Genomic DNA, 17,398 nt, shown 5'->3' with positions numbered 1-17,398 from the left:
TTCAGGCGGCGTGGCGCCAGGCTTCGGCGAGCGCGGTGAAGCTCGCCTGGCGGCGCGCCCGGTCCAGGCTCGGGGTGACGACGACGATCTCGTCGGCCTGGGCCTCGCGCCTCATGCCGAGCAGCCGCTCGGCGACGGCCTTCGGCTCCCCGGTCACCATCCGGCCGTCGTCCTGGCGGTCGGCACGGAACCGCGCCGACCGGGCGAGCCCGCGGACATCCTCCGGGCGCAGCGGTTCCCGCACCCCACGGCTGATGTTCTGGATGGTCAGCGTCCACGCCGCCTCGAAGTCGAGGACGGCCTCCTCGTCCTCGCTCGCGAAGGCCAGCACCGACATCGCCGAGTAGGGCTGCGCACCGTCGTGCCGCGGGGTGAAGTCGCGCCGGTAGGCGCGGAGCGCGTCGAACGCCAGCTCCGGGCTCATGTGGTGGGCGAACACGGCGCTCAGCCCGTTCACGGCGGCGAACCGCGGCCCGTAGCCGCTCGACCCCAGGACGAACAGCTCGGGCTGCTCGTCGACCACCGGCGCCGCCACCAGCCGCGCGTACGGGTGATCGGCCGGGAAGCCGTCGTCGAGGAAGGCGAGCAGCTCGCCGACCTGCCCGGGGAACTCCGCTCCCGCGTCGCCGGCGACGCCGCGGCGCAGCACGTGCGCGGTCAGCGGGTCGGTTCCCGGCGCCCGGCCGAGGGCCAGATCGACCCGCCCCGGGTACATGGCCACCAGGGTCCGGAACATCTCCGCGACCTTGAACGGGGCGTGGTTGGGCAGCATGATCCCGGCGGCACCGACCCGGATCCGGGACGTCAGCGCGCCCACATGCGCGGTCAGCAGCTCCGGGGCGCTGCACGCCAGACTCTGCATGTTGTGGTGCTCGGAGACCCAGTACCGCCGGTAGCCGGCCGCCTCGACGGTCTGCGCGACGGCCACCGCGCCGGCGATCGCCGCCCCCGGGCTCTCCCCGTGCTCGATGCCGACGAAGTCGAGCACGGCCAGTGGAAGCGAACCCGCAACGACAGTCACGTCCACGTCAATCCCGCCGCGGCCGCCGGCATTCCCCGGCTGCTGGCATTCCCCGGCCGCCGCCGGCCGGGCTCCCGACAGGGCTGCCGGCCCGGCTCAGGAACGCAGGACGTCGGCGAGCTCCGGCCGGACGAGTCCGTCCAGCTGGTCCCAGGGCGCGAGAACACTCTGCGGCCCGAGCACGTACGGCAGCTCGGCCACGATCACCACCAGGCCCCGCGGGTTGACGACGAACTGCCGGTAGTTGGCCGGGTCCGGGTCGGTGACGCCGCCGGTCGGGCCGTCGGGGAAACGCCGGTCCAGCTCGGCGCGAACGATCGACTCGAGCCTGCGCAGCCCCGCGGGCGTCGAGGTGAAGACGTCCTCGATGGTGACGCGGGCGCCGCTGCGCAGGTCGAAGACCAGGCCGCTGGCCAGCTCGGCGGGATGCGCCGCACCGGGCGGGTAGCGGTCGCCGCCGAAGGACAGCGCGAGGACGTGCGCGCCCACATGGGGGTTCCCGGCCGTCAGGGTGAGGGACTCGTACGCGGTCTGCGCCTTCTCGCCGCGGACGTAGTCGGCGATCGCCGCGTTCACCCGACCCACCACCGTGGCATCAGGCCCCGACAGCACCGGGATGTCGGCCCGGAACGAGGCCTCCGGGTCGATCCGCCCCTCCTCCTGCCGGATCGTGATCTGGTATTCCGCCGCCTGCGGCTGAGGCCCGTCGGACGGGCCCGAGGCGGCTGCGGTCGGCCCGGCAGGAGCTGCGGTCGGCCCGGCAGTCGACGCGGAAAGGCCGGCCCCGGCCCCGGTCTCCGGGCCGCAGGCGGTGAGGACGGCGGCGCAGGTCAGGACCAGGCCGGCGAGGGCGACCGCCGTCGACCGGGCGGCGGAGGAACGTTGTCTGCTGAGCACCGGCTGATCGTGGCCCGAGGCGGCCCCGTGCGCTGGAGCGGAGACGACACCGCGCAGGTCGGCTTCCCGACGGCTCCCGCGGTCAGCGGCACGGTGGGGCGAACGGCACGGTCCGGAAGGCGTCCCGCCACTCCCGTTCGGTGATCAGGTTTGCCGGATCGGCGCAGGCCGCCCCGGTGAGCGTGGCCGGGTCGACCGTCCAGAGCCGGACCGATCCGTCCCCGGCCGCGGAGACGATCGTCCGCCCGCCCGGGACGAACAGGGCGGCGTTCACCGCCTTCGTGTGGCCGTGCAGGTCGGTGAGCGGCACCGGGCTGGCGGCGACGGAGACGTCGGTGAGCCGGACGACGGCGTCCTCGCTGGCGGAGACCATAAGGCCACCGCCGCTGTCGGCGCCGAACCCGACGCTGGTCACCCCGCCGACGCCGCCGGGTGTCGACCCCAGCTCGGAGGCACCCGACGGGGTGAGCGCCCACAGGCGCACCGAGCCGTCGAGGCCGCCGGCGGCGATGGTCGAGCCGTCGGGGGAGAACACGACGGACTGCACCGTCCGCCCGCTGCCGCGCAGCGCCGGGCGCGGGTTCGGGCGCGTCGGATCGACGACGTCCCACAGCCGGACGGTGCCGTCGCCGCCGCCGAACGCCAGCAGTCCGCCACGGGGCGAGAAGACCACCGAACGGATCCCGCCGGTGGCGCCGTCCGCTACCCACCGCCGCTGCGGACGGCCCGGGTCGGCGACGTCCCACAGCGCGACCTGCCCGTCGTCGCCGCCGGACGCGAGCGTCGCCCCGTCCGGGGAGAAGGCCACGGATCGGACCCGGTCACGGTGGAACGTGAGCGTGGCCAGCGCGCGCGGCCGACCGGGCTCGGCGACATCCCACAACCGGACGTCCCCGTTGCCCGCGCCGGCCGCCAGCGTCGTCCCGTTCGGGCTGAACGCCACCGTGTACACCCAGTCACCGACGCCCGTGACGGTGTCGACGTGCACGGGGTTGGCGATGTCCGCCAGGTCCCACAGCTCGACCGCCCCGGTGTCCGTGCCGGCGGCGAGCAGACGCCCGTCCGGCCGCACGGCGGCGCTCAGCAGACGGCTGCCGAGGGTCACGACCAGTGGGTCGACGTCCGTCGCGAACAGGCCGACCATCGCCCGGCGGGTGGCGGGTGCGTCCGGCGCCAGCTGGTAGGCGGCGAGCGCGAGCCGGCGGGCCAGCGGCCGGTCCTGGTCCTGGTCCTGCAGCCGCAGTGCCCGGCCCGCGACCTGTTCCGGGGTGTTCGTCCCCGCGGGCTCACCGCCCCGGCCCAGAACGACGAGCAGGACCGCCGCGACGGCCACCGCCAGCACCGCCGCGAGCACGCCGAGCAGGCGCGGCCCGGCCAGCCCGCGCGGCCCGCGCGGGCGGGCCGGCCGGGCCCTCCCGGAGGTGCGGGGCCGCCCAGCTGCCGCGGCTGGACCGGCGGACCCGCCAGCACCGACCGACCCCGTGGCGTCAGTCGACCCCGTGGCACCGGCGGATCTCGCCCGGCCGGGGGACTTCGCCGCGCCGGTGGCGGCCGCGGTGCCGGAGGCCGCCGAACCGGAGGACGCGCGCCGACCAGGCTTCGCCCGGCCGGCCGGGGAGCCGCCCCGCTCGCGGCCGGGGGCTTCCGGGCGCTGCGCGGGGGCATCCGGGGAGAGCATCGTCGGCAGCGTCAGGTACGGCGGCGGCGTTCCCGCGGCGACGGTGACCGTCTCGTCCGCGGCGGCGGAGCCCGGTCGGGGCAGGATGGTCACCGGTGTCGGCAGGGACTTCGGCGACGGTGTCGACACCGGTTCGACCAGCGCCGCCACCTCCGCCAGCGGCGGCCCGACCGGCGACGCGGTCTCGGTCATGCGCAGGTCGAGCAGCCGGGCGTAGAGCTCCTCGGCGGAGGGCCGTTCCTGCGGATCCTTGCGCATCGCCTCCTCGACCAGCGGGCGCAGCGAGTCCTCGAAACCGTCCAGCACAGGCTGGTCGTTGGCCGCCCGGTACAGCAGCGCGGCGGGCGGGCCGCTGCCGAACGGGTAGCGGCCGGTGCCGGCGTAGACGAGCACACCGCCCCATGCGAAGACGTCCGCCGCGGAGGTGATCACACCGCCGCGGGCCTGCTCGGGCGCCATCAGGGCCGGCGTGCCCACGGGATGCTCGCCAGTGAGGGCGGAGGTCGTGTCGAGCGCGCGGGCGATACCGAAATCGATAACCTTCGGGCCGAGCCGGGAAAGGACGATGTTGCCCGGCTTGAGGTCGCGGTGCACGATCCCGGCCCGGTGGATCGCCATCAGCGCGGTGGCCATGCTGGCCGCGAGCTGGTGCAGCTCGCCGTGGCTCAGCGGCCCGCGGGCCCGCACCGACTCCGCCAGGGTCGGCCCGTCGACGAACTCGGTGACGAGGAACGGGACATCGCCGGTCACGTCGACGTCCAGGACGGCGGCGGTGCAGAACCGGGCGACCCGGCGCGCGCTGTCCGCCTCCCGCTTGAGACGGTCCCGGAACTCGGGACGGCGGGCCAGGTCCGGGCGGATGAGCTTGACCGCGACCTGCCGACCGGCACGGTCGACACCGAGGTGGACGGTGCCCATGCCGCCAGCGCCCAGGCGCCGCAGCAGCCGGTAGGGCCCGACCTCGTCCGGGTCGGGCCCGTGGTCACCCGCCATCGCCAGCCACCACTACCACTACCACTACCGCCACCACCACTACCGCGACCGCGACGTCAGCCGTCCAGGCCGGACCGCGAGGCCGCCGCCAGCCAGGAAGAACAGGAGCAGCAGGGACGGGGTGGACGCACTGGTGTGCGCGGAGACCAGCATCATCTCGACACCGGAGCCGAGCCGGATCCCGCACTCGGCGTCGACCTGCCGGTAGCCGGGTCGGAAGCTCGCGAAGCGCACGACGGTCTCGAAACGGCCGTCCTGGTCGGCGACGGTGCGCCCGACGAGCTCTCCGCCGGCGGTCAGTGTGGTCTCCGCACCGGGCGTGCAGCCCGCGCCCTGCGCGTAGAGGAGGTCACCGGCGGACAACACGTACCGGTCGAAGCGCAGCTCTCCGGGTACCGGCGCGCGGGCTACCGGCACACCCGGCCGCGGCGCCGGCGATCCCGGCGCGGCGATCAGTGTGCACACCCCGAGGACCCGCACGGTCCCGTCCGGGCAGGCCGCTGTCACCGCTGTCACCGGTTCGGCGCAGCTGGCCCCGACCGGCACCGTCACCCCACCCGGGCAGAAGGTCCGCCCCGGCGGGCAGCCGGCGGTGGACGTGGCCGAGGAACCATCCCAGCAGGCCACCAGCGACGGCCGGGCTGGAACCGGCCGGGGGCACGACTCACCCGGCCCCACACTCACCGGGCTGTTCGGGCACTGGACCCGTTCGGCCGGGCAGTCGGCCGTGGACGGGGCACGCGACCCGTCGGCACAGCGCACCCCCTGCTCTCCGCCGCTGCCACCACCACCGCCGCTGCCACCACCACCGGTGCCGCCGCCGGCCCCACCACCCTCACTGCCGCCGCCGCCGGTACCGGGGCTGCCGCCCGCGGGCGGGCTGCCGGAGGGGCCGGTGGGCTGCTCGCCGGGCGGCGGGCAGCCCGGGATCGGCACGTCGTCCGTGGGCCCGCCCGGGCCAGGGCAGATGACCGGCCCGCTGCTGGCGCAGCTCCCGTCCGGCGCCGCCGTGGAGCGCGGCCGCCAGCGCGGGCGGCACGACGGCTCCGGGGACCCGCCCTCGTCCTCACCCGGGCTCGTGGACGGCGAAGGCGCCGGGGCGTCCGGCGTGGTCGTCGGAGGGTCAGGCGTGGCCACGGGAGGATCCGCGGTCGGCCCGTCATCGGGCGGGGCGGGCGGGGCGGGCGGGGCGGAGGCGTCCTGCGCCGGCCGCGGATCCGGGGTGCCGGGTGAGCTTCGATCCGCCGGTGGACCGGCCGACCTGTCGGCCGGTGGACCAGCCGGTGCATCAGCCGGCGCGCTGGCCGGAGGCTCGTCAGGCGGAGTGGACGCCGGTTCCGCGGCGGCGCCGGTCCCCGCCGGCGGGGACGGGACCTGGGCAGCCGTCGCCGGGGTGGCACCGGCCAGCATGGCCACGAGGAGCGTGGCCAGCACAAGCAGGGAGAACACGCGTGGCAGCGGCCGCGCTGCCGCGCGCATTCCCGCAGCCTGTTTGTCGCCCGACATCGGCAGCCCCCGGATCCCGCCCGTTAATGCGCCTGCCGTTGATTCATCTTCAGTGGAAGCCTGCCTACCTGATTGCCAGCGTAACATCGCAGCCGGCGACCACCTGGTCCATGGGGGGAGATGTGATTTCCGGATCGCGCATGCCGAGACGGGCACAAAAATGCCGCGTGCTCGCATTTGTTGTGGTGTTCGCAACATGGATCGGCGTCTTCCCGGCGTCCGCCGCCTGGGCGGCGGATCAGAATACGGCAAGGCTGTCCGTCAGCATCGACGGCCAACCACTCGATGGTGACGTCGTGCTGGACGCGGCGGTAGCCACCCGCCTGGTCGTGGGCGTGGAGAATCTCGGCGCGTCGGCGCTGGACGTCGATTCCGTCCGGCTCCGAGGAATGGTGCTCGGGCTCACCTTCTTCGACTACGACACCCGGGTGCGGACAACCGTGCCCGCCCGCGGCACCGCGAACTGGACCGTCGACCTGGACCTGCGTGACATCACCGGGCGGGCCACCGGCCTGATACCGATCCGGGTCGAGATCCGGGACACAGACCTCGACACCGTCGTCGCTCGGGACGGAAAAGCGCAGGTCCACGGCTCGCTGCTGTCGACCTACGGCCTGCTCGGCCTGGGCCTGCTCGTCCTGGCCGGCCTGCTTCTCGCCGCCGCGGTGCTGTCGCCGGGGGCGTCGAAGCTGCGGGGCCTGCGTTTCGTTCCGGCCGGCTGCGTCCTGGGGCTGCTCGTGGTCTTCGCTCTCTCCGCGATGCGGCTGCTGGCACCCTCGCCGCCGACCGACCTTGCGATCACGCTCGGCGTGACCCTGCTCGCCGTCGCCGCCGGAAGCCGCCTGCACGCGCCGCACACCGGCGCCGGCGAGGAGGCCGACGCGGGCGCGGGCGCGGGAGCGGCGGGAAGCTAGCGCGGGAGCGGCGTGAAGCTAGCGTTTGTTGACGTAGCCGGCGTCGACCGGCAGCGTGACGCCGGTGACGTAACGGGCCTGGTCGGAGACCAGCCACACCAGGGCATCCGAGACGTCGGAGGTCTCGAGCATGCCGACGGGCAGCGAATGCGGATCGGACATCTTCGGATCACTCTGCAGGAACCGCAGCATCATGTCGTTGACGACCATCGGTGTGTTCACCCCGGTGGGGTGCAGGGTGTTCACGCGGATGCGGTGCGGTGCCAGGGCGTTCGCCCAGGTCCGCATGAGGCCCACCTGGCCGTGCTTGGAGGCGGTGTAGCCGAGCACCCCCGGTGTGCCCGCGGCCATGCCGGTGAGCCCCGCGGTGGAGCTGACGATGACGACCGCCCCGCCGGCGCCGCGCTCGATCATGCCGGGAACGGCGGCCTGCACGGTGTTGTAGGTGCCGGTGAGATTGACGTCCACGACGTCCTTCCACTCCCCGCCGACACCTTCGGGCGAGAACGGCGCTATTCCGGCGTTCGCGATCACGATGTCGACCGGGCCGAGTGCCGCGACACCCGCGCCCAGCGCGGCCTGTAAGGCATCCGGGTCGCGAACGTCGGCCACCGCCGCGTGAATGCCGCGCCCGAGTGCCTCCACCTGGCGCACGGTTTCCTTCAGATCCTCGGCTGTGGCGAGGGGATAACCCGCCGAATTGATGTCGGCGCAGATGTCGACACCGATGATGTCGGCGCCCTCCCGGGCGAGCCGGACCGCGTGCGACCGCCCCTGCCCGCGGGCCACGCCCGTGATGAAGGCGACCTTGCCACCAAGATTCATGCCACCGGGATTCATGCCGGACCTCCTGCGGGAGTCGATTCCGAAACCCGGATGATCCTAGCCCTGATCTGGTGGCCGATGAACCCCTCACCTGGCCTGCTTCTGTCATAGCCTTGCAGCTCCCGGGCGTGGTTACACCACGGACGGTCGACTGGAGGGTGTTATGGCGGTCAACCCGAGCAGTGCCGATATGCAGAGTCTTCTTGACAGCTTGCCGGACGAACCCTTCGTGATGCTGAACCTGCTGCGGTTCCGGCCGGACGGCGGCCGAGAATCCTACGCCGAGTACTCCCGGCGGGCCGGAAAGGCGCTGGCCCGCCACGGCGGCGAGCTCGTCTACTTCGGCGAGGGCTCAACCGCGCTCGTCGCCGAGCCCGGGCAGGCCTGGGACGCGGTGCTACTGATCCGCTACCCGTCGCGGGCGGCCTTTCTCCGCATGGTCGCCGACCCCGAGTACCAGGAGACGGTCAGCCTCCGCACCGAGGCCCTGACGGAGGCCGTCCTGCAGGTCACCGTGCCCGTGACCGGACCCGGTCACGAGCGTTGACCGCGCTCCCGGGGCCGATGCCGGAAACGGCGCACTGACCGGCCGCGCTCCGGTGGGTCAGGCCGACCAGCGAAGCGCACCCTCGTCATGCCCAGCGGGGACAGACCCCTCGGGACGGTGCCGGCCACCCCGCTCGCGCCGGCGCGTCATCATGACGTCGGCGAGCGCGTCCGCGCGTTCCATGTCGTCGAGGGTCGCTCGGGTGCGGCCGTCGACGGCGAGGATGGCGGCGAGGATCTCGGCGGACAGCCTCGTCCGCGCCGCGACCCGGGCCACGCTCGGTGGCAGGGGTGCCGGGGCGGTGCGGCCCCGTTGCGCGGGAACCGTGCCGCTCGGCATGTCCTGCTCGTCGCGGGGGCTGGGACTGGGGCTGTAGCTGGGGCTGTGCGGCCGGCGTGACGGGCCGGGGGAATGGTGCGGGCGGGCGCGAAGTCCGAGGAGATCGAACATACATTCGATCCTGGCCGCGGCAGATCTTTCTGTCAAGCGCAGCGGGCGAGCCGCCGCGCGGCGGTGCCGGTTGCCGCGCCAGGTGGCAGACAGGTCAGATGGCAGGCGGCTCAGATGCCGGGGCTCAGATGCCGGGGAGGGTGTCGGCCAGGTTGAGCGCGACGTACACCCGGGCGGCGATCTCCGTCGCGGCGTGGCGTTCGCCGAGCGTCGCGCCGACCACACCGACAGCGGGGACGTTCGCCACGGCACGGTGCCACAGCCGCCCCTCGGCGCGACCGTCGATCAGACGCCGCACCCCCCACATCTCCCGCGCGAGCCGGACGACGCCGGTCGGGACCCGGCGCATCAGGCGGACCCACTGCGCCCGTTCCTCGTCGGTCCCGTCGATGCCCACCTCGGTGCCGCCCTGCGGAACGACGAGGGTGGCGTCGGCGGCGGCGTCAGCCACCACGCCGGCCGGCGGTCGCCAGCCGGTGGGGAGCTCCTCGTCGAGCACGGCGTGCGCGAGCAGCCGGACCTGGCTGTGGACGTCCGTGACCTCGCACAGCCTGGCCAGCGACAGCACCAGCAGACCCTGCACCGTGGCGGCGAGGACATCCCGGATCGGCGCGCCGAAGCGCCCGGCGAAGCCGGGGAGAGCCGAGAGCGGAGCCAGCTCGGTACGCCAGTGGCGCACGATCCGGTCGGCGTGCTCCCGCCGGTCCGGAACGGGTCCGGTGAGGCTGACGACGGCCGCGGCCGTCGGCTGGGCGAGCTGGACGAAGGCCGCCAGCCGGTCGGCATCACCCGTGCGCATCCGCTGTCTCCGTTCCGCAGCCGCCCGGCGAGCTCCGTCGCCGATGTCCAGGATCGCCGATGGGCAGCCCGGGTGGGCAAGGTGGGCAGAATGGGGCATGGTGCCGGATGTTCAGGCTGGTGGCAGGGCGGCTGCCTTACGCAGCAGGACCGCCCGTTCACGGAGGTTGGGGCACTGCCGGGCGGCCAGCTCCAGCTCGGCCCGGGCCTGCTCCGTCCGGCCGAGCCGGGTGAGCAGCTCCCCGCGCACGCTCGGGAGCAGGTGCGAGCCGGCCAGGCGGTCGGTGGCGACCAGCTCGTCCACGATGGCCAGTGCCGCCTGCGGGCCGCTCGCCATCGCGACGGCGACGGCGCGGTTGAGCTCGACGACGGGGGACGGCGCCACCCGGCCGAGCGCCTCGTAGAGCAGCACGATCCGCTCCCAGTCGGTCTCCGCGGTGGACGGCGCCGTCGCGTGAGCGCCGGCGATCGCGGCCTGCAGGCCGTAGGGCCCGAGGCCACGCCCCGCGGCCGTGGCCCGGCGGAACGCCGCCAGGCCGCGGCGGATCGCCGACCTGTCCCATCGGCGCCGGTCCTGGTCGGCCAGCAGCACCGCCTCGCCGTCGGGCCCGGTCCGCGCGGGGAAACGCGCCGCGGTGAGCTCGCACAGGGCGAGCAGCCCGTGCACCTCCGGTTCGTCCGGGAGCAGCGCGGCCAGCATCCGGGCCAGCCGTATCGCCTCGTGGGCGAGATCAGGGCGCAGCAGGCTGTCACCGGACGTCGCTGTGGAGCCTTCCGTGAAGATCACATAGAGGACACTCAGGACGCCGCCGAGCCGCGCCCGCCGCTCCTCGGCCGGGGGCAGCTCGAACGGCACCTTCGCCGCGGCGATGGTCTTCTTCGCCCGCGTGATCCGAGCCTGGACGGTAGGAACCGGTACCAGGAAGGCACGCGCGATCTCCTCGCTCGACAGGCCGCCGACCGCGCGCAGGGTCAGCGCCACCCTGGCCTCCGGCGCGAGCACCCGGTGGCAGGCCATGAACATCAGCGCGAGGACGTCGTCGTCGACCCGGTCCGGATCCCACGGCAGGTCGTCCTCGGGGCGGCTCCGCGGCACCAGCGCGCCGGAGCTCGCCTCACCCTCGGCCAGCGGGCCGGCGAGCAGCGCATACCGCTCGTCCAGCGCCGACCGGCGGCGGAAGCTGTCGACCGCGCGGCGCCGGGCGGCCGTGAGCAGCCACCCGGCCGGGCTCGCCGGGATCCCGGCCTGGGGCCAGCTGGCGAGCGCCTCCGCGATCGCCTCCTGGGCGACGTCCTCAGCAAGGGCGAAATCACCCGTGTAGCGGGCGAGCGTGCTGACGATCCGCGCGGACTCGATCCGCCAGACGGCCTCGACGGCCCGCCGCACCGGATCGGTGCCACCGGCGCCGGGCGGACAGTCGGCTGCCGCTGGCATCAGAGCTGACCGGTGCGCTCGCGCCAGGCCCGCTCCCGCGCGATCCACTCGTTGTCCTGCGGGAACTCGTCCACGCTCGGGACCCGGCGGATCTCGCACTTCCCACCGCCGAGCGACGGCATCCGCCTGGCCCACTCGACAGCCTCCTCCTTCGAGGCCACCTCGATGATGTAGAAGCCCCCGAACAGCTCCTTCGTCTCGCCGTACGGGCCGTCGGTGACCACCGGGGTCTCGCCGCCGAAGTCGACGACCACGCCCTGTGCCGGGTCGTCGAGGCCCTCGGCCGCCACCAGCACACCTGCCTGGATCAGCTCCTCGTTGAAGCGCCCGACGGTCGCCAGCATCTCGTCGAACGAGATGTCCGCCATCTTCGCGAGGTCCTCGTCCGTGCTCCTCATGATCAGCATGTACTTCGCCATCGCCGGCGTCCTTCCTGTCTGCGGGCTGCCTGTCGACCCTCTCACCTGGTGGTCGAACGGCATCGCCGCGGATCGACACGGCGACCTCGGAAATTCTCGGGGCCGTTGGCGGGACCCCGGACGCCGGACGCCGGACGCGACGCCGCCTCCCCCGCCCACCCGGCGGACGTCCACCGGGTGGGCGGGGGAGGCGGGGCGGTTGCCGTGCGTCAGTCGCGGTAGACGTTGGTGACCCGGCGGCGACGCCAGGACCGGCCGACCGGCTGGTCCTCGTAGACCTCCGTGGACCGCTGGTAGTCGGGGGCCTCCGGATAGACCTCGGTGGTGCTCGTCTCCGTCGGCGCCTTGTCGTAGACGACGCCGCCGCGGCGGCGGGGGCCGAGGAACGCGAGGTCAAGGATGAGCCCGGCGGCGCCGGCCAACATCAGGACCACGCCGACGACTGCGATGTCGAGCCCGGAAACGCTGAAGTCGACGGCGAAGGTGAGGATCGCGCCGAGGGCCATCAACAGGATGGCGGCACCGATGCCCATTGGCCTGCGCTCCTTTCCAGGACCTCCCCCAGGGAGGCTTCGTTGCGGTCGGGCCTCGCGGGGAGGCGGATACATTGGATTTACCCGTCATTCCCGCCGGTACTCCGATTTCGCCCCTGATTCCCGTTCGTCCGATCGGTACGGACGATTCCGGTCACCGGGCCGGCTGCGGCACCAGAGCGGGTGCGAGCGGATGCGGACTGGTGCGGGCGGGCATACCGTGCTTGTGGGGAAGGTGCCCGGCCGTGTGGCCGGCGCCCAGCCTGCGCGTCGCCCGGCCGGCCGATGTGAGCGTGTTCGTGCGCCTGACCACGACCACCGTTCTCGATCGCGAAAGGTCCGCGTGGTGTCCGCTGTGTCCTCGCTTGTGACCCCGCCGCGGCTGTCGAAGCCGCCGCCCCACTCCGCCGACGAGGTCCCCGGGCCGCCCGGTGGCCCGTTCGCAGCCGTGCTCCGCATGCGCCGCGATCCGTTGGCCCGATTCACCGAGCTGCACCAGCGGTACGGGCCGTTGGTGCGACTGGTCCGGCGTCCGGTGTCGTTGTTCCTCGTCAGCGACCCGGACGCGATCGCCGACATCCTCGTGGGTGGAAGCCGGGCCTACGGCAAGGGCGCCGTCATGCACGGCCCCGGCTCGTGGACACACCTCGTCCAGCCGCTGCGCATGCTGCTCGGCGACGGCCTGCTGACCAGTACGGGGGAGTCGCATCTGCGCCAGCGCCGGCTGATGCAGCCGCTGTTCCACAAGCAGCGGATCGCCGGCTACGGCGAGCAGTTCGTCGCGCTCGCCGCCGCGGCGACCGCGGGCTGGCAGGACGGGCAGCTGATGGACGTGCACGCCGAGATGACCGAGCTGACCCTGGCGATCGTCGCCCGGACCCTGTTCGACGTCGACATCAGTGACCATGTCGTGGACGTCGTACGTGCTGCCTTGGACGAGACGATGGCCGGATCGGCGCCGCAGGAGGCGAGCGGGCTTGGCCTCGGGCACGTCGACCGCTTCCCGCTGCCCGCCGCCCGGCGCCGCCGCGCCACCACCGCCGCGCTCGACGAGACCGTGTACGAGCTGATCGCCGAGCGCCGCGCCGCCGGGGCGTCCGGCAACGACCTGCTGTCGCTGCTGCTCGCCGTCCAGGACGCCGACACCGGTGAGCGGATGGACGACATCCACATCCGGGACGAGGCGGTCACCCTGCTGCTCGCCGGCCATGAGACCACGGCAAATGCCCTGACGTGGACGTTTCACCTTCTCGGTTCGGCACCGGAAGCCGCCTCCCGGCTGCGGGCGGAACTCGACACCGTCCTCGGTGACCGGACGCCGACCGTGGCCGACGTGCCGCGACTGGTCTACGCGAACGCGGTGCTGCGCGAATCGATGCGGCTGTACCCGCCCGTCTGGGCGATGGTCCGCCACCTGCTGGAGGACCGGGTGGTCGCGGGCTACCTCCTCCCGGCGGAGTCGACCCTGGTCCTGGGGCAGTGGGTGATGCACCGGGACGAACGCTGGTGGCCGGAGCCGGAGCGGTTCGACCCCGGCCGCTGGCTCGACCCGGCGGCTGCTGCCGGGCGGCCGAGGTTCGCCTACTTCCCGTTCGGCGGCGGGAAGCGCCAGTGCATCGGCACCAGTTTCGCGATCACCGAAGGCGTCCTGACGCTGGCGACGATCGCCCGGGAGTGGTCGCTGACGCCGGCGCCCGAGGTGCGGGTGCGCCCGGAACCGTCGTTCACCCTCCGCCCGCGTGGCGGCGTGCCCATGATCGCCCACCGTCGGCGCGATCGGCGTGACAGCGCGCGCGCAGGAGGGAGCCAGGGCTGAGGACGGCTGCTGAGGACGGCTGAGGACGGCTAAGGACGGGCAGTGAGGTGCGTGCTCACCTGTGGGATGATCTTCTCGCCGTAGGCGGCGAGGGTGGCGTCCTTGTGGTCGTGCTGCAGGTAGAGCGCGAACTGGTCGACACCGAGGGTCGCCAGCTCGTCAAGGCGCCGCACGTGGGTCGCGGGCGGGCCGATCAGGCAGAACCGGTCGATGACCTCGTCCGACACGAAGTCGGTGTGGGGGTTGCCGGCCTTGCCGTGGGCGTTGTAGTCGTAGCCCTCGCGGCCGGCGATGGAAGCCACGAGCGCGGCCGGCGTGGCGTCCGGGCCAGCGCCGTAGCGGGCGACGATGTCGGCGACGTGGTTGCCGACCATGCCTCCGAACCAGCGGCACTGGTCGCGTCCGTGGGCGAGGCCGGCCGCGGAGCCGTCGGTGACGTAGGCCGGGGCGGCCACGCAGATCGTGACAGCGCCCGGGTCGCGCCCGGCGTCGGCGGCGGCCCTGCGTACGGCGGCCACCGACCAGGCGATGATGTCCGGGTCGGCCAGCTGCAGGATGAAACCGTCGCCGAGCCGGCCGGCGAGGGCGAGTGCCCGCGGGCCGTAGGCCGCCACCCAGATCGGCAGCCGGGACTCCCCGCCCCAGGGGAACCGCAGCTTGCCGCCCCGGTGCTCGGCGACCCCGCCGTTGGCCAGCGGACGGATCACCTCGATCGCCTCGCCGAGCTGGGCCAGGGTCACCGGACGCCCGTTGATGACCCGCACCGCGGAGTCGCCGCGGCCTATCCCGCACACGGTGCGGTTGCCGAACATGCTGTTCAGGGTGGCGAACAGCGAGGCGGTGACGGTCCAGTCGCGGGTCGCCGGGTTGGTCACCATCGGCCCGACCGTGACCCGGTGGGTCGCGGCGAGAATCTGGCTGTGGATCACGAACGGCTCCTGCCACAGCAGATGCGAGTCGAACGTCCACACATGGCTGAAGCCGTACTGTTCGGCCCGGCGGGCCAGATCGACCACCCGCCAGGCCGGCGGGTCGGTCTGCAGGACGACGCCGAAATCCATGGTTGCCGATGCCTCCGTTGCCGATGCCTCTGCGGGTCGGTCAGATCAGGTTCTGGGAAAGGCCGCGCCGGACGAACCGGCCGTGGGCCGGGCGCCCCACGTAGCCGGACTCGTCCTTGATCACCGTGCCGCGGGAGAGGACGACGTCCACGTGCCCGTCGATCTCCCAGCCCTCCCAGGCCGAGTGGTCCATGTTCATGTGGTGGCTGCGCCCCGGGCCGAGCCCGAAAGAGGTGTGCCCGTCCGGGTCGTAGACGACGATGTCGGCGTCGGCGCCCGGGGCGATCACGCCCTTGCGGCCGTACAGGCCGAACATGCGCGCCGGGGCGGCACAGCAAACCTCCACCCACCGACCCAGGCTCAGCCGGTCCTCCTTCACGCCCTGGAACATCAGGTCCAGGCGGTGCTCGACGCCGCCGATCCCGTTGGGGATCCGGGAGAAGTCACCACGGCCAAGCTCCTTCTGGTCCGTCATGCAGAACGGGCAGTGGTCGGTGGAGACGGCGGTGACGTCGCCCGTGCGTAGGTGACGCCACAGTGCCTCCTGGTGTCCTTCGGAGCGGGCGCGCAGCGGGGTCGAGCAGACCCACTTGGCACCCTCGAACTCCCCCCACTGCGCGCTGCGGGCGCCGAGCTGCTCCTCCAGCGACAGGTACAGGTAGTGCGGGCAGGTCTCGGCGAACACGTTCTGCCCGGCGTCGCGGGCCTCGGCGACGCGGGCGAGTGCCTGCCGGGCCGACACGTGCACCACGTAGAGCGGGGCGCCGGTCAGGTCCGCCAGCATGATCGCCCGGTGGGTGGCCTCCTGCTCGGTCTGCCAGGGCCGCGTCGTGCCGTGGTGGTAGGGCCCCGTGCGGCCCTCGCTCAGCGCCTGCCGCACGAGCACGTCGATCACCGGCCCGTTCTCGGCATGCATCATGATCAGGGCGCCGTTGCCGGCCGCCGCCCGCATCGCCCGTACGATCTGCCCGTCGTCGGAGAGGAACACACCGGGGTACGCCATGAACAGCTTGAAGCTGGTGACGCCGGAGTCGATCAGCTCGCTCATCGCCTTGAGCGACTCGTCGTTCACGTCGCCGATGATCTGGTGGAACGCGTAGTCGACCGCGCAGTTGCCGGCCGCCTTCGCGTGCCAGAGCGCGAGCTGGTCCTGCACCCGCTGCCCGCGGGTCTGGACGGCGAAGTCGACGATGGTCGTCGTGCCACCCCAGGCGGCGGCCCGGGTTCCGGTCTCGAACGTGTCGGACGCCCGGGTGCCGCCGAACGGCATCTCCATGTGCGTGTGGACGTCCACCCCGCCCGGGATCACGTACCGCCCGGTCGCGTCGATCACCCGGTCGGGGCGCACCGCGCCGCTGTGCACCGCCGTCGCCAGGGCTGATCCGGGCGCCAGCAGCGCCGCGACCGTCTCGCCCTCGACCAGGACGTCCTGGCGGGTGGGGCCGGTGGGATTGACGACCGTCCCGCCGTGGATGAGCAGGGTGGTCATTCCCGCACCGCCCGCTGGTAGGTCTCGGGGCGGCGGTCGCGGTAGAACTGCCAGTCGTCGCGGGCCCGGGTGATCTCGCCGAGGTCCAGGTCGCGGACGACGAGCTCTTCCTTGTCCGCCGACGCGACCTCCCCGACGACGACGCCGCGGGGGTCGACGAAGTAGGAGGAGCCGTAGAAACGCGGGGCGTCGGCCCCGAACTCGCCGGCCTCCTGGCCGATGCGGTTGTTGGCCGCCACGAAGTACTGGTTGGCGGCCGCGGCGGCGGGCTGCTCGATCTCCCACAGCCGGTTCGACAGGCCCGGCTTCGCCGCCGAGGGGTTGAACACCAGCTGGGCCCCGCCCAGCCCCAGCTCGCGCCAGCCCTCGGGAAAGTGCCGGTCGTAGCAGATGTACACCCCGATTCGGCCGACCGCGGTGTCGAACACCGGGTAACCGAGGTTCCCGGGGCGGAAGTAGAACTTCTCCCAGAACGACGGCAGCTGCGGGATGTGGTGTTTGCGGTACCGTCCGAGCAGGCTGCCGTCGGCGTCCACCACCGCGGCGGCGTTGTAGTACTCGCCCTGGGCCGCGACCTCGTGGATCGGCAGGATCATGACCAGACCGAGCTGCTCGGCCAGCCGCTGGAACCGCTCGACGGTCGGGCCGGGGATCGGCTCCGCGCCGCGGTAGTAGCGCTGGTCCTGCACCGCCCCGACGTAGGGGCCGCTGAACAGCTCCTGGAACCCGATCACCCGCACACCCCCGGCGGCGGCCTCGCGGGCCAGTTCCTCGTGCCGGGCGACCATCGACTCCCGCTCGCCCGTCCAGGCCACCTGTGTGATCGCGGCACGTACCGTTGCCATCCCCGGCCCGCTCCTCACGACTGACGACGTCAGATGTCGCCGCCATCGTCACCGCGTCGGCACACCGCTGCCAGCCGTGACCGCAGCCGTTCCCGTTCCGGACGGATATGTGCAGGTCAATGGGCCGTTCTGGACGGATCTGGCGTGATTGCCCCGTACGGGTAACTCATG

16 protein-coding genes are annotated in these 17,398 nt (G+C 73.3%); 3 read left to right on the top strand and 13 right to left on the bottom strand.

Annotated features, from left to right (window positions below):
* Nucleotide 1: 1 nt before the first annotated feature.
* From B207_RS0108510 to B207_RS41200, 4 genes are all read right to left on the bottom strand, one after another.
* Complete coding sequence (locus B207_RS0108510) at nucleotides 2-1,021, bottom strand: LLM class flavin-dependent oxidoreductase (protein WP_026310836.1); 1,020 nt, start codon at nucleotides 1,019-1,021, stop codon at nucleotides 2-4.
* A 96-nt stretch (nucleotides 1,022-1,117) separates the two neighbouring features.
* Complete coding sequence (locus tag B207_RS0108505) at nucleotides 1,118-1,918, bottom strand: RsiV family protein (RefSeq protein WP_018636105.1); 801 nt, start codon at nucleotides 1,916-1,918, stop codon at nucleotides 1,118-1,120.
* An 82-nt stretch (nucleotides 1,919-2,000) separates the two neighbouring features.
* Nucleotides 2,001-4,589 carry a WD40 repeat domain-containing serine/threonine protein kinase gene (locus B207_RS0108500; RefSeq protein WP_018636104.1) on the bottom strand — a complete coding sequence of 863 codons (2,589 nt, stop codon included), beginning with the start codon at nucleotides 4,587-4,589 and terminating at the stop codon, nucleotides 2,001-2,003.
* Nucleotides 4,590-4,628: 39 nt separating this feature from the next.
* The gene (locus B207_RS41200; RefSeq protein ID WP_230204928.1) at nucleotides 4,629-5,726 is read right to left on the bottom strand and encodes a hypothetical protein; all 1,098 of its coding nucleotides are present in this window, start codon (nucleotides 5,724-5,726) and stop codon (nucleotides 4,629-4,631) included.
* A 536-nt stretch (nucleotides 5,727-6,262) separates the two neighbouring features.
* Here B207_RS41200 and B207_RS0108490 point away from each other — a divergent pair.
* Entirely contained in the window at nucleotides 6,263-7,009 is a 747-nt protein-coding gene (locus B207_RS0108490) for a hypothetical protein (protein WP_195905262.1), read from the top strand.
* A gap of 18 nt (nucleotides 7,010-7,027) precedes the next feature.
* On the opposite strand, the gene B207_RS0108485 is transcribed toward B207_RS0108490, so the two are convergent.
* Entirely contained in the window at nucleotides 7,028-7,849 is an 822-nt protein-coding gene (locus B207_RS0108485; protein ID WP_018636101.1) for a mycofactocin-coupled SDR family oxidoreductase, read from the bottom strand.
* Between the two features lie 148 nt (nucleotides 7,850-7,997).
* Between B207_RS0108485 and B207_RS0108480 the strand changes: the two genes are divergently transcribed.
* Nucleotides 7,998-8,381 carry a DUF1330 domain-containing protein gene (locus B207_RS0108480; protein WP_018636100.1) on the top strand — a complete coding sequence of 128 codons (384 nt, stop codon included), beginning with the start codon at nucleotides 7,998-8,000 and terminating at the stop codon, nucleotides 8,379-8,381.
* Between the two features lie 57 nt (nucleotides 8,382-8,438).
* On the opposite strand, the gene B207_RS33085 is transcribed toward B207_RS0108480, so the two are convergent.
* The 5 genes from B207_RS33085 to B207_RS0108455 form a co-directional block, all read right to left on the bottom strand.
* Nucleotides 8,439-8,831, bottom strand: a complete 393-nt coding sequence (locus B207_RS33085; RefSeq protein ID WP_026310833.1) for a hypothetical protein — start codon at nucleotides 8,829-8,831, stop codon at nucleotides 8,439-8,441.
* 124 nt (nucleotides 8,832-8,955) lie between these two features.
* Nucleotides 8,956-9,630: a hypothetical protein gene (locus tag B207_RS0108470; RefSeq protein WP_018636098.1), complete on the bottom strand. Its 675-nt coding sequence runs from the start codon at nucleotides 9,628-9,630 to the stop codon at nucleotides 8,956-8,958.
* A 111-nt stretch (nucleotides 9,631-9,741) separates the two neighbouring features.
* Nucleotides 9,742-11,064: an RNA polymerase sigma factor gene (locus tag B207_RS0108465; protein WP_195905261.1), complete on the bottom strand. Its 1,323-nt coding sequence runs from the start codon at nucleotides 11,062-11,064 to the stop codon at nucleotides 9,742-9,744.
* A complete protein-coding gene (locus tag B207_RS0108460; RefSeq protein WP_018636096.1) occupies nucleotides 11,064-11,483 on the bottom strand; it encodes a YciI family protein in 420 nt (139 codons plus the stop codon). The genes B207_RS0108465 and B207_RS0108460 overlap by 1 nt, the downstream gene beginning before the upstream one ends.
* A 209-nt stretch (nucleotides 11,484-11,692) precedes the next feature.
* Nucleotides 11,693-12,016, bottom strand: a complete 324-nt coding sequence (locus B207_RS0108455; RefSeq protein ID WP_018636095.1) for a DUF6458 family protein — start codon at nucleotides 12,014-12,016, stop codon at nucleotides 11,693-11,695.
* A 355-nt stretch (nucleotides 12,017-12,371) separates the two neighbouring features.
* Here B207_RS0108455 and B207_RS0108445 point away from each other — a divergent pair, with 355 nt between their 5' ends.
* Nucleotides 12,372-13,832: a cytochrome P450 gene (locus B207_RS0108445; RefSeq protein WP_230204917.1), complete on the top strand. Its 1,461-nt coding sequence runs from the start codon at nucleotides 12,372-12,374 to the stop codon at nucleotides 13,830-13,832.
* Between the two features lie 29 nt (nucleotides 13,833-13,861).
* On the opposite strand, the gene B207_RS0108440 is transcribed toward B207_RS0108445, so the two are convergent.
* Genes B207_RS0108440 through B207_RS0108430 form a run of 3 tightly spaced genes read right to left on the bottom strand, consistent with a single transcriptional unit; the run spans nucleotide 13,862 to nucleotide 17,227 of the window.
* Entirely contained in the window at nucleotides 13,862-14,893 is a 1,032-nt protein-coding gene (locus B207_RS0108440) for a TIGR03842 family LLM class F420-dependent oxidoreductase (protein WP_018636092.1), read from the bottom strand.
* A gap of 40 nt (nucleotides 14,894-14,933) precedes the next feature.
* Entirely contained in the window at nucleotides 14,934-16,382 is a 1,449-nt protein-coding gene (gene hydA / locus B207_RS0108435; protein WP_018636091.1) for a dihydropyrimidinase, read from the bottom strand.
* Nucleotides 16,379-17,227, bottom strand: a complete 849-nt coding sequence (locus B207_RS0108430; RefSeq protein WP_018636090.1) for a nitrilase-related carbon-nitrogen hydrolase — start codon at nucleotides 17,225-17,227, stop codon at nucleotides 16,379-16,381. Before B207_RS0108430 ends, hydA begins: the two co-directional genes overlap by 4 nt.
* Nucleotides 17,228-17,398: the final 171 nt, after the last annotated feature.

Source organism: Parafrankia elaeagni (genome assembly GCF_000374165.1).
GTDB lineage: Bacteria > Actinomycetota > Actinomycetes > Frankiales > Frankiaceae > Parafrankia > Parafrankia elaeagni.
This window is presented reverse-complemented; position numbering and strand designations above follow the sequence as displayed.

What these genes read in the sequence shown, in the direction of transcription:
- B207_RS0108500 (WP_018636104.1), bottom strand. Translation starts at nt 4,589, where the DNA reads ATGGCGGGTGACCACGGGCCCGACCCGGACGAGGTCGGGCCCTACCGG.
- B207_RS0108485 (WP_018636101.1), bottom strand. Translation starts at nt 7,849, where the DNA reads ATGAATCCCGGTGGCATGAATCTTGGTGGCAAGGTCGCCTTCATCACG.
- B207_RS0108480 (WP_018636100.1), top strand. Translation starts at nt 7,998, where the DNA reads ATGGCGGTCAACCCGAGCAGTGCCGATATGCAGAGTCTTCTTGACAGC.
- B207_RS33085 (WP_026310833.1), bottom strand. Translation starts at nt 8,831, where the DNA reads ATGTTCGATCTCCTCGGACTTCGCGCCCGCCCGCACCATTCCCCCGGC.
- B207_RS0108470 (WP_018636098.1), bottom strand. Translation starts at nt 9,630, where the DNA reads ATGCGCACGGGTGATGCCGACCGGCTGGCGGCCTTCGTCCAGCTCGCC.
- B207_RS0108465 (WP_195905261.1), bottom strand. Translation starts at nt 11,064, where the DNA reads ATGCCAGCGGCAGCCGACTGTCCGCCCGGCGCCGGTGGCACCGATCCG.
- B207_RS0108460 (WP_018636096.1), bottom strand. Translation starts at nt 11,483, where the DNA reads ATGGCGAAGTACATGCTGATCATGAGGAGCACGGACGAGGACCTCGCG.
- B207_RS0108455 (WP_018636095.1), bottom strand. Translation starts at nt 12,016, where the DNA reads ATGGGCATCGGTGCCGCCATCCTGTTGATGGCCCTCGGCGCGATCCTC.
- B207_RS0108440 (WP_018636092.1), bottom strand. Translation starts at nt 14,893, where the DNA reads ATGGATTTCGGCGTCGTCCTGCAGACCGACCCGCCGGCCTGGCGGGTG.
- hydA (WP_018636091.1), bottom strand. Translation starts at nt 16,382, where the DNA reads ATGACCACCCTGCTCATCCACGGCGGGACGGTCGTCAATCCCACCGGC.
- B207_RS0108430 (WP_018636090.1), bottom strand. Translation starts at nt 17,227, where the DNA reads ATGGCAACGGTACGTGCCGCGATCACACAGGTGGCCTGGACGGGCGAG.